This is a genomic window from Acinetobacter sp. AB03, assembly GCF_058107045.1.
On the sequence record NZ_JBUEBA010000002.1, the window covers coordinates 957,747 to 969,096 of the forward strand.

At 41.2% G+C, this 11,350-nt stretch carries 12 protein-coding genes and 1 other annotated feature; of the genes, 5 read left to right on the forward strand and 7 right to left on the reverse strand.

Annotation, left to right across the window (positions count from 1 at the left end):
- Window positions 1-42: 42 nt before the first annotated feature.
- A protein-coding gene (locus tag ACY3FQ_RS05015) for an IS3 family transposase (protein ID WP_489773659.1) occupies window positions 43-1,277 on the reverse strand; the annotation gives its coding sequence in 2 pieces (ribosomal slippage) (window positions 43-1,001 and window positions 1,001-1,277; 1,236 coding nt in all).
- Window positions 886-1,002, reverse strand: a sequence feature (AL1L pseudoknot). Its footprint overlaps the gene before it by 117 nt.
- A gap of 172 nt (window positions 1,278-1,449) precedes the next feature.
- Here ACY3FQ_RS05015 and ACY3FQ_RS05020 point away from each other — a divergent pair.
- Both ACY3FQ_RS05020 and rnhB read left to right on the forward strand, forming a co-directional pair.
- Window positions 1,450-1,683 (forward strand): hypothetical protein, encoded by a 234-nt coding sequence (locus ACY3FQ_RS05020; protein WP_279043046.1) that lies wholly within the window; start codon window positions 1,450-1,452, stop codon window positions 1,681-1,683.
- 62 nt (window positions 1,684-1,745) lie between these two features.
- Window positions 1,746-2,333 carry a ribonuclease HII gene (gene rnhB, locus ACY3FQ_RS05025; RefSeq protein ID WP_087012125.1) on the forward strand — a complete coding sequence of 196 codons (588 nt, stop codon included), beginning with the start codon at window positions 1,746-1,748 and terminating at the stop codon, window positions 2,331-2,333.
- A gap of 48 nt (window positions 2,334-2,381) precedes the next feature.
- On the opposite strand, the gene csrA is transcribed toward rnhB, so the two are convergent.
- The 3 genes from csrA to alaS form a co-directional block, all read right to left on the reverse strand.
- Window positions 2,382-2,636 (reverse strand): carbon storage regulator CsrA, encoded by a 255-nt coding sequence (csrA, locus tag ACY3FQ_RS05030; RefSeq protein WP_004982340.1) that lies wholly within the window; start codon window positions 2,634-2,636, stop codon window positions 2,382-2,384.
- A 273-nt stretch (window positions 2,637-2,909) separates the two neighbouring features.
- Window positions 2,910-4,190 (reverse strand): aspartate kinase, encoded by a 1,281-nt coding sequence (locus ACY3FQ_RS05035; protein WP_010327134.1) that lies wholly within the window; start codon window positions 4,188-4,190, stop codon window positions 2,910-2,912.
- A gap of 66 nt (window positions 4,191-4,256) precedes the next feature.
- The gene (alaS, locus tag ACY3FQ_RS05040) at window positions 4,257-6,950 is read right to left on the reverse strand and encodes an alanine--tRNA ligase (protein ID WP_279043043.1); all 2,694 of its coding nucleotides are present in this window, start codon (window positions 6,948-6,950) and stop codon (window positions 4,257-4,259) included.
- A gap of 392 nt (window positions 6,951-7,342) precedes the next feature.
- Between alaS and ACY3FQ_RS05045 the strand changes: the two genes are divergently transcribed.
- Window positions 7,343-8,377 carry a type I glyceraldehyde-3-phosphate dehydrogenase gene (locus tag ACY3FQ_RS05045; protein WP_279043041.1) on the forward strand — a complete coding sequence of 345 codons (1,035 nt, stop codon included), beginning with the start codon at window positions 7,343-7,345 and terminating at the stop codon, window positions 8,375-8,377.
- 113 nt (window positions 8,378-8,490) lie between these two features.
- Entirely contained in the window at window positions 8,491-8,796 is a 306-nt protein-coding gene (locus ACY3FQ_RS05050) for a hypothetical protein (protein WP_126037229.1), read from the forward strand.
- Window positions 8,797-8,805: 9 nt separating this feature from the next.
- Here the strand turns inward: ACY3FQ_RS05050 and ACY3FQ_RS05055 are convergent, their stop codons facing one another.
- Together ACY3FQ_RS05055 and ACY3FQ_RS05060 are read right to left on the reverse strand one after the other, a co-directional pair.
- On the reverse strand, window positions 8,806-9,105 hold the full coding sequence (locus ACY3FQ_RS05055) for an AzlD family protein (protein ID WP_126037227.1): 300 nt from the start codon (window positions 9,103-9,105) through the stop codon (window positions 8,806-8,808).
- The gene (locus ACY3FQ_RS05060) at window positions 9,102-9,848 is read right to left on the reverse strand and encodes an AzlC family ABC transporter permease (RefSeq protein ID WP_126037225.1); all 747 of its coding nucleotides are present in this window, start codon (window positions 9,846-9,848) and stop codon (window positions 9,102-9,104) included. The genes ACY3FQ_RS05055 and ACY3FQ_RS05060 overlap by 4 nt, the downstream gene beginning before the upstream one ends.
- A 164-nt stretch (window positions 9,849-10,012) precedes the next feature.
- Between ACY3FQ_RS05060 and ACY3FQ_RS05065 the strand changes: the two genes are divergently transcribed.
- Window positions 10,013-10,468 (forward strand): Lrp/AsnC family transcriptional regulator, encoded by a 456-nt coding sequence (locus tag ACY3FQ_RS05065; RefSeq protein WP_126037223.1) that lies wholly within the window; start codon window positions 10,013-10,015, stop codon window positions 10,466-10,468.
- Between the two features lie 87 nt (window positions 10,469-10,555).
- Here the strand turns inward: ACY3FQ_RS05065 and ACY3FQ_RS05070 are convergent, their stop codons facing one another.
- Window positions 10,556-11,068, reverse strand: a complete 513-nt coding sequence (locus ACY3FQ_RS05070) for a hypothetical protein (RefSeq protein ID WP_489773660.1) — start codon at window positions 11,066-11,068, stop codon at window positions 10,556-10,558.
- Window positions 11,069-11,350 lie beyond the last annotated feature (282 nt).

Consider the following 11,350-nt stretch of genomic DNA (forward strand, 5'->3'; position numbering starts at 1 on the left):
ATGTGAACCGTACCGGGTTTGTCGGAGAGTTTTTTATTTAAGTTAGGCCACCTGACCTAACGGGTTAATCTTATCATAGTACATTGCTTCAAAATCAAAAGGTGATACATAACCTAGTGCACTATGTACACGCTCTTTATTGAACCAATCTACCCAATTTAGTGTCGCAAGTTGTACATCTGCTAAACCTTGCCAATCTGCTTTTAGATATTCAATCACCTCTGTTTTGTATAAGCCATTCACCGTTTCAGCCAAAGCATTATCGTATGAATCACCAGTCGTACCGACTGATGCTCGTAAATTTGCTGCTTCTAAACGATTGGTATAGCGAATGGAAAGATATTGCACACCTCTGTCGGAATGATGAATCACATTCTTTGGCATGCCTCGATCATGCAATGCTTGCTCCAATGCATCGAGCACCATATCTGTATTCATCCGTGTCGATACTTTCCATCCAACAATTGCTCGTGAGAACACATCAATAATAAATGCAGTATAAACCCAGCCTGAATTTGTTTGAATATACGTAAAGTCACTCACCCACAGTTGGTCAGGATGATCAGCAGTAAAATTACGTTTCACTAAATCATCTGCTCGTTTTTGATCCTCTCGGCTACGGGTGGTTTGTTTGTTCTTACCCCGCCAAACACCTTGTATACCTAGCTTTTGCATTAATCGAGCAACAGTACAGCGTGCAATAATATAGCCTTCACGTTTCAGTTTTTGCCAGACTTTACGTACACCATACCGACCTGAACTTTCCTTCCAAATTTGTTTAATCTCCTCAGCATGATGCAAGTCATGTAAATCTCGCTTTGCTCGATGTTCCCTTGCGAAGCAATGCTTCTCATCGCAGAGATCTAGAGTCCGGTAATAGGTTGAAGGTGCGATCGGTAAAATTCTACAAATCGCATCAACACCATATAAGTCTTTATTGTTATGGATGAAATCCACCATTATTTGTGTGGGCGGTCGAGCTCCGCCTGGGCGAAAAAAGCGGCTGCTTTACGTAGAATTTCATTGGCACGCTTTAATTCTTTAATTTCACGTTCCATTTGCTTCATTTTTTCTTGATCAGATATCTGTTGTACTCTAATAGGATTTTGCTGATCTAAATGCTTTTGATGCCAGGCACGAAGTGTTTCAGGAGTACAACCAATCTTAGGCGCAATTGCTGTGATTGCAGCCCAAGTAGAAGGATAATCTTTTTCAGATTCAATCAATAATTGAACCGCTCTTTCTCTGATTTCAGGGGTATATTTTAATTTTGTCATCGGGGTAGTCTCTCAGAATATTGACTCTCCGACAAACCCGGTACGGTTCAATGATAAGTTAATTCTCTGTTTGTTTGGCTCGCTTATACTTTCCGCTTGTGTATCGAATCCTTTATCTAGCTCAGATGATGATGGAATCTCGGCTATTAAAATGGCCTCACATGCAAAATGTATGGATGAAATAGAAACTAATCCGACATGGATCATGGGCAGTAAGCTGTTATCAGAAGACCAAAAACAAAAGAAAAAACGTGAAGTATGTAACTGTGTGGGTGATAACTCACCCAAAGTGTTGTCTAAAGAGCAGTTGGCTTTGGCGGCAATTGATCCCAAAGCAAAGGCAACCTATGGTGCTTTAGCAGCAACAAAAACAACAGCCACATGCGCCTCTGAAATGCTAAACTAAGCCGAATAAATTGTTAAATTTTAGAATGGCTGTTGATCAGCCATTTTTTATGAGAGTAGAAAATGCAAATTGCAGGTGCAGATGAGGCAGGGCGCGGCCCTTTGGTGGGTTCAGTGGTCGCTGCTGCGGTAATATTAGACCCGAATAACCCGATACAAGGGTTAAATGATTCCAAAAAACTGACCGAAAAAAAACGTGAAAAACTTTTTGTCGAAATTCAGGAAAAAGCATTGGCATGGGCGATTGCTGAGGCGAGTGCTGCTGAAATTGATGAGATCAACATTTTACAAGCATCTTTGCTTGCGATGCGCCGCGCGGTTGAACAGCTTGCAATACAGCCTGAACATGTCTTGGTTGATGGTAATAAAATTCCACAAGGCTTGAGTATGAGCTGTGAGGCAATTGTGGGCGGGGATGCTTTACATGCTGAAATCTCAGCGGCGAGTATTTTGGCCAAAGTGACACGTGACCATCAAATGATTGAGATGGATCGAAAATATCCTCAGTTTGGTTTTGCCAAACACAAAGGTTATCCAACCAAAGCGCATTTTGAGGCGATTGCTGAACATGGGGTCATTGACGAGCATCGTCGTAGTTTTGGGCCTGTAAAGAAAGTAATTGAGGCACTTGAGCAAAAAGAGACTGTATAAAAATTTAAAGCGGCCAATCGGGCCGCTTTATATCTGAATGTTTCAATCTTAACGATTGAAATTATTCTGCTGTGCACCTTCATCTTCAAATGCAGGCTGGTAGTCCTGATCAAGATGTTGAAGATGTTCATGCATTGCACGTTCATGCTGAATGCGTTGATAAATCTCTTCACGATGTACAGATACTTCTTTGGGAGCATTGACACCAATACGAACTTGGTTGCCTTTGACACCAAGTACAGTAACACTTACTTGATCCCCAATCATTAATGTTTCACCGACGCGTCGGGTCAAAATCAGCATGTTTATCTCCTTGCAAAACGCTAAACCTGCAGTTGTACTAAAGTAAAATACATAATTTTTTGTATTTAAAAAAATTTAAACAAATGTTTAATACAACCACATGACACTTGAATTTTTAGATATCTAGTGACATTAGGTATAACATTCATCTAAATTTAAGAAAGCCTCGGGCTTAATATAACAGAGCCACTATAGAAAAAACTATAGTGGCCCCTGATTTTTGTAGTCTTTTGCAAAAACTGTCAGACAATGACAAGTTTTTCGCAAGATTGCTTAAGCACGTGCGCTTGATTCACCATGTTCACGGTCTAAACCGAAAGCAGTGTGTAAAGAACGTACAGCAAGTTCTAAGTAGTTTTCTTCAATAATCACGGAAATTTTGATTTCTGAAGTTGAGATCATCAAAATGTTGATGCCTTCATCAGCTAGGGCAGTAAACATTTTACTTGCAACACCTGCATGCGAACGCATACCAACACCTACAATTGACACTTTAACAATGTCATCACGTGTAGCAACTTCGCGCGCACCAATAGCTTGAGCAGTTTCTTGAAGAATTTTTGTTGCTTTTGCAAGTTCGCCACGGTTTACCGTGAAAGTGAAGTCAGTTGTACCATCTTCTTCAACATTTTGGATAATCATATCCACTTCAATGTTGGCATTACCAATAGGCGATAAAATTTTAGATGCAATACCTGGTTCATCAGGAACACCTAGAATCGTAAGTTTAGCTTCGTCACGGTTAAATGCGATACCAGAGATAATTGGTTGTTCCATGTTGTCTTCCGCCTCAGTGGTGATTAGTGTTCCGACGTTCTTTTTAAAGTCTTCGTCGAATGCGCCATCATCGTCATTATCAAAACTTGATAATACGCGTAAAGGCACTTGGTATTTTCCTGCAAATTCAACCGAACGAATTTGTAGAACTTTAGAACCAAGTGATGCCATTTCCAGCATTTCTTCAAATGAAATACGGTCTACTTTTTTCGCTTTTGGTGCAACGCGTGGGTCAGTCGTATAAACGCCATCTACATCTGTATAGATTTGGCATTCATCTGCTTTTAATGCTGCAGCAAGTGCTACACCAGAAGTATCTGAACCGCCACGGCCGAGGGTGGTGGTGTTACCATCGGCATCGAAGCCTTGGAAACCAGCAACCACGATCACACGACCAGCATCTAAATGCGCAGTCATGGTGTCAGTATCAATCGACTCGATACGTGCTTTGGTAAACGCATTGTCTGTTTTGATACCGACTTGGCGACCCGTAAGTGACTTAGCTTCAACGCCAATAGAATTGAGCGCCATTGCTAACATTGAAATCGTTACCTGTTCACCCGTAGAAACCATTTGGTCTAATTCTCGTGGGTCAGGGGTTTCGGTAATGGCTTTCGCTAAAGCAAGTAGACGATTGGTTTCGCCACTCATTGCTGATACAACCACTACAACCTTGTGGCCGTGGTCATGCCAACGCTTTACACGACGAGCAACATTTAAAATGCGCTCTGGAGTACCCATAGAGGTACCGCCATATTTTTGAACGATTAATGCCATAGTTGTTCCATATAAACCATGACCCTGAATGCATCATTCAGGGTCAGTTACACAAAAGGTGAAGTTTTATTTCGCTTCAAGCCAAGCAGTTAAATCTGCCATCACTGTTGCAAACTTCTCGTTTAGTGGCGCGCCACCTTGTGCTAAGTCAGGTTTGCCACCACCTTTACCACCAAGCTCAGTTGCTAGATGTTTGATGATGTCACCTGCTTTAATAGAAGCAGTAAAGTCTTTTGCTACAGATGCAATCAGGCTAACTTTGTCACCTTCAACACCAGCAAGTACGATGACTGCATTTTCTAATTTTGATTTCACACCGTCATGTAGGTTACGAAGTGATTTCGCATCCATGTTTTGAACAGTCGTGATCAGCGTTTGACGACCCGCAAGCGTTTGAACTTGGCTAAGAAGTTCAGCAGCTTGGAAGCTGGCAAGTTTTTGATTGAGTTGCTCAATCTGTTTTTGCAAGCTTGATGCTGTGTCGACTAAGGCTTCAACTTTTTCTAAAGTTTGGTCTTTTTGAGCTTTCAATAAACCATTGATGGTGTTGATATCACGGTCAGCTTTTTGAGCAACTTCAATGGCTTTGGTACCTGTTACCGCTTCAATACGACGCACACCTGCAGCTACACCACCTTCAGAAGTGATTTTGAACAAGCCGATGTCGCCCGTGCGTTTAACGTGAATACCACCACACAGCTCAATTGAGAAGTTCTTTTCTTCAATGATTGAACCCATTGAAAGTACACGAACTTCATCGCCATATTTTTCACCGAACAACATCATCGCGCCTTTTGCTTTCGCAGATTCGATGTCTAAAAGCTCAGTAGAAACTGCAGTGTTGGCAATTACTTCAGCGTTTACAAGACGTTCAATTTCTTGAAGCTGTTCAAATGACACAGGTTGATCGTTGGCAAAGTCAAAACGTAAGATGTCTGAGGCAACCAATGAACCTTTTTGTTGTACGTGTTCACCTAAGATTTGACGTAGTGCAGCATGTAAAAGGTGAGTTGCAGAGTGGTTGCGTGCAGTTGCAGCGCGGATGTCTGCTTTGACTGTTGCTTCAACATTTTGAGCAACCTTAATGCTACCTACAGTAACAATCCCTTGGTGGACAAAAGCACCGCCCGATTTCTTGGTGTCTTGGACTTCAAAAATACCCGTGTCGTTTTTGAAAATACCCGTGTCACCAATTTGACCGCCGCTTTCTGCATAGAACGGAGTTTGGTTCAGTACGATGAGGGCTTCGTCACCTTCAACCACTTCATCAACTTGTTCTCCATCTTTGTAGATTGCGATAATTTGACCTTCGCCAACCGTTGCATCATAGCCATCAAACTGAGTTTCGCCTTCAACTTTAACAACAGAGTTGTAGTCAATCGCGAATTTACCTGCATCACGTGCACGTTGACGTTGCGCAGCCATTTCAACTTCAAAGCCTGCTTCATCAATGGTTAAATCACGTTCACGTGCGATGTCAGCAGTCAGGTCAGTTGGGAAACCGTAAGTATCATACAGTTTAAACACCACTTCACCTGGAATCACTGAACCTTTCAGTTGAGCCAATTCACCTTCAAGCAATTTCAAACCTTGCTCTAGAGTTTTAGCAAATTGTTCTTCTTCTTTCAGCAATTGCGCTTCAATACGTACTTTCTGTGCTTCAAGTTCTGGGTAAGCTTGACCCATCACTTCAATTAAAGGTTGCAACATTTTATGGAAGAATGAACCTGTTGCACCTAGCTTGTTACCATGACGAACTGCACGACGGATAATACGACGTAGTACATAACCACGACCTTCATTGGATGGGTTTACACCATCAGCAATCAGGAATGAACATGAACGTGCGTGATCCGCAACCACTTTAAGTGATGCAGGATATTGAACTGGTGTACCTTTTTCGCGAGCTTCTGCTTCAAGTGCAGCGGTATCTAAACCAATAATTTCAGCGGCTGCTTTGAGTAAGTGTTGGAACAGGTCAATTTCGTAATTTGAGTTAACATGTTGTAAAACAGCAGAAATACGCTCTAAGCCCATACCTGTATCAACAGAAGGCGCCGGAAGAGGGTGTAATACGCCATCCGCAGTACGGTTAAACTGCATGAAAACGTTGTTCCAAATTTCAATGAAACGGTCGCCGTCTTCTTCAGGTGTGCCTGGTAAGCCACCCCAAATATGGTCGCCATGGTCAAAGAAGATTTCAGAACATGGACCACAAGGACCTGTATCACCCATTGCCCAGAAGTTATCTGATGCGTATTGACCACCTTTGTTGTCGCCAATACGAATAATACGGCTAGCATCTAAACCAATTTCTTTGTTCCAGATGTCAAATGCTTCGTCGTCAGTGTGGTAAACCGTTGCGTAGAGTTTGTCTTTAGGCAGTGCTAACCAAGCTTCACCAGTGAGGAAATCCCATGCAAATTTGATCGCATCACGTTTGAAGTAGTCGCCAAATGAGAAGTTACCTAACATTTCAAAGAAGGTATGGTGACGTGCGGTATAACCGACATTGTCTAAGTCGTTGTGTTTACCACCTGCGCGGACACATTTTTGTGAAGACACTGCACGTACATAATCACGTTTTTCTAGGCCTAAGAAACAATCTTTAAATTGGTTCATACCCGCGTTGGTAAACAACAAAGTAGGGTCGTTGGCGGGAACTAGAGAACTCGACGCGACACGTGTATGCCCTTGCGATTCAAAGTAGCTTAAAAAAGCTTCGCGAATTTCAGCTGATGTCATAAAACGAGTACTCACAACCAAGTCACTCCATAATTTCGATTTGGCTAATAGTAGCTGAAGAAAGTCTTATTCTAAATACGCTGACTTCAGATACTGGCTTAAAAATTTTAAAACGCCAAATTATAACGGAAAAAGGATGTTGCACCAATCACTTTAAGGCGAATTGATGACATTTCTATGTATTCGATAGTTCTAAGATTTTGCTTGTTATTGTTGGATATTTATATCATTTCGTGGAAATGAGTTGATTAGTGCGAGGTGGTCAGGCCGGTCAATTTATCACTTAAGGGTTCATATTCATCATCTTCACTGATGGATGATAGAAAAAGAAAGCTTAACCAAATCTGTATAAATCCATTAATATAAGCCTGCTTTATCTTTCATCATTTTATACATAAGGGCAAGTCATGCAACGAGTGGCGATAAATGGATTTGGTCGAATCGGACGTAATGTACTTCGCGCTTGGTTTGAAAATCCAAAGAACTTTCAGTTTGAAATCGTCGCGGTAAATGATGTAGCAGATGTAGAAACCTTATTGCATTTATTTAAATATGACACCACGCATGGGCGCTTTCCCGGAAAAGTCGATTTAAGTTATGAAAATGAAAGGATTTATTTACATCTTTCTAAAGATCAATCGCAGCTCAAGGTTGAAGTATTGTGTCAGGCAAACCCGCAGAATTTACCTTGGTCAAGTCTCCATGTAGACGTGGTTCTAGAGTGCACAGGTTTATTTCGCTCGCGTGAAGCAGCAACAGGGCATATCAGTGCCGGTGCAAAGCGGGTCATTATCGGTGCGGCACCTTTTGACTCGGTTGATGCCGCAATTGTGTATGGGGTGAATCACCATGAGGTCAAAGTCAGTGACCAAATCATTTCCAGTGTGTCATGTACTACGCAGGCCTTAGTGCCTTTGGTTAAAATCATTGATGATGCTTTTGGGATTGATACTGCACTCATGACGGAAATTCATGCAGTGACTGCCGATCAGTCTGTATTGGATCATGCGCATCGTGATTTAAGACGTGCTCGTGCTTCAGGTCAAAACATTATCCCAACGACATCGTCTGCTTTAGGTGCTTTAAAACAAGTCATGCCGAAAATGGCCGATCGTATCGATGGTTATTCGATTCGTGTGCCAACGATTAATGTGGCGGCAATTGATTTAACTTTTATTTCGCAAACACCAATTACCGACCATAAAATTAATGAAGTACTGATTCAGGCGGCGAAGTCAGACTACCGTGAAATTATGGATGTGACGGATGAACCTTTGGTGTCTTCAGATTTTAATCATTCACCCTATTCACTTATTGTTGATTTAACGCAAACCATGGTGGTGGGGCATCAAGCTAAAGTCTTTGCGTGGTATGACAATGAGTGGGGCTATGCAAACCGCTTATTAGATTTGTGTGAATCTTTTAGTGCGTCAACTACCTAAAGGTTTTTATTTTTAAGCATCTTTTACTCTGAAAACAAGATGATAGGCATAGACCGAATACAGACTTGTGGTTATCATGAATTTATAAACGAAAATAATGTAGAGCGGTGCTTATGTTGATCTTAATTTGGGGATTTATTTTGTTGTTGGCGGTCGCTGTCATTTTTTTAATTTGGTTTCAATTTAAAAATCAGGCAGATAAAACCGATCCAAGCGTAGAGCAAAATCAGCTGCAAGAAAAAGTACATCATCTTGAAGAAAATTTAAAAAAGACCTTGGAAATTATGCAAGATCTTGCAAAAAAAATGCATGTGCAACAGGAAGTGATCGAACAGACTACGTCTAAGTTGCAAAAAGTTGAGTTACAAAACGCTGAATTGGTGAATATTCTCGCTAAAGCTGTACAGCCTGAACGCTAAAAATTCAGTTTAGATGAGCACGGTACGTAATAATGCCGCGCTCAGCATACTAATCACAACGGTTGGTAAAAGTGAAAAGCGTGAAGCTGCAATCAATGTGATGGCAATGGCGAGTAGATCTGCGACATTGTCTTTGACAAAATAAGGTGCAATTACTGAAATAAGTACGCAGCCTGGAACAACTTCCAAAATCTTTCGTTGTTTGTTGCTTAAAGCTTTATTTTTCAGCAAAACATAGCCCAATATACGCGTCAGATAAGTGGTTGCTGCGACCAATAAAATTGCGCCAAGTGTAGTGCTGTGGATCATAGCTCATCCTCCTGAATAAATAAGAAGGCAGAGGCGATGCCACAGATTGCCCCAATAGGCACATACCAACCCGTCGGTAAATATAAATAAGCAATGGCCGCACTGATTAGACTGATAAGCCAAGGGCGTGCGGCGCTAAAGCCTTTCCACATACCACGCAGTAAAACCAAAAATACTGCAGCAAAGGCCATATCAAATCCATAACGGTGAACATCGCCTAGCAAAGGACCAAGAATGGCACCTAAGCTGGTAAAACTGACCCACATCAAGTACAGAGCAAAACAGATGCCTGCGTAGTAGGGCATGCTAAAGGCCTGTTGTAGCCCAAATCTTTTCTTCTTTTCTGCATCGGCAAGAGCTGCGGCCCAACTTTCATCACACATGAAAAACAGGGCAGGGAAAACCTGTCGATTAGGCAAATGGCGTAAATAGGGCACGAGACTTGCACCCATGAGCAAATGACGGCTATTGACTAAAAAAGTAATGAAAATTAAAACGAGAAAATTTGGTGGATTGGTCCAGACCTCGAGCACGGCAAACTCGGAACCGCCCGCAAAGTTTAGGCCAGTAAATAATGGAACTTCTAAATGGCTAAAGCCTTTTTGAGTGGCTTGTGTTCCTAGGACCAAAGCAAAAGGAATAATGCCCAGCAGCATGGGGATAGATGTTTTAATACCACGTTTAAACTCGACGTAATCTGTAGAGTCATTGAGTTCTTGAGTCGTATTTCTAAGGGAGAACATTTTAAATCGCCTATGCGTGCTAGGTTTTGGTGCAGTAGGTGAATAAGTTTAGGCTTTTTCCGAAGATATTTTTTGCTTTATTTAGCTTAATATAGGTCTTGTTTGGAATAATATGCTGTAATTGGTTAAATATGAGCAAAATTATGCTTTAGGAGGTGAAATTTATGGATCAAACCGATAAACGTATATTGCAAGTGCTACAAGTTGATGGAAAACTTCAAAATAATGAGTTGGCTCAGCGTATCGGACTGTCTGCCTCACCGTGTTTAAGGCGAGTAAAACAGCTAGAAGAAGACGGGATTATTCGGGCTTATGTGGCTTTGGTTGATCCTGCTAAGGTGAATCTGCGTTTGACCGTGTTTGCACGCATTTGGCTAAAAAGTCAGGATCCGCAAACTGTGAACCAATTTGTTGAATCGATTCGTGAAGTTTCTGAAGTGGTCGAGTGTCATTTAATGGCAGGGGATTGTGATTTCTTTTTACGTATTGTGGTTGCAGACTTAGACGCCTATCGACAGTTTCAAATCCATCGCTTGAATAAAATCCCCAATATACAAAGTATTAAAACAGAAATTCCTTTGCAAAATATCAAACAAACCACAGAACTGCCGATTTGGTAGCTCAAAAGTTGATAACAAAATCGCCCGTGAATGTGACAGCATGACTCAAAGTGATAGACTTGCACTCTAGTCATGCTGCTTAGGATGTTATGACTCTTCGTTTAAAAAGCCTTCTTTAATTTCTTTAGGTAGATCTGCGTGCCACCATGCATAAATACTGGCTTTAATTTCTTCATCTTCTTCAGGATCATTTAGGGGTTCATCATCTTCACGAACCAGTTCATCACCTTCAAATTTGAACCAAAACTCCCAAGGATCATCATCACCGCAACCCCATGCTTGCGCATGGATGTCTGGAAGCAAGGCTTTCAGGAAGAACAAAATCGCTTCCATGAACTCATCACCTGATGAACCATGGACAAAGTGTGCGATGGAATAACCCGCGAGGGAGTATAGCGATTCAGGACCTAAGTCAAACTCGATATTATCGACGGTATTTAAAATATCTTCGGCCAGTTCAGCGCCATGTTCTGTATTGATGTCACAGACTAAAGCCGTAAATTGACTCGTATCGCCGCGATGTTCTTGAAATAATCGGTCTAATTTTGACATGATTTGAGCATCTGCATGCTTGTAATATAAGTTGCTATGCATTTCCATCGAATTTTCCCCAAGTGAAAAATATGTGATTAAAAGTGTTATCTGTATAACGCCGTTGTATTTATTGTTGCTGTTAAATTGAGCTGAAGTATAAAAGAATGTGTCTTTTGTGCAAGCACAGGTATAAATGGAAATAAAATATAAAACAAAGTCTTATATGAATTTTTCCAATCTGTGCAGAGCGCTAGGATGAGTTAATATTATTTATTCTGATACTTGGGCATTGTCTAAAGCTATGTTTTGAATGGTTCGCTCAAAATCGGTAAGAATTTATAAAATTGT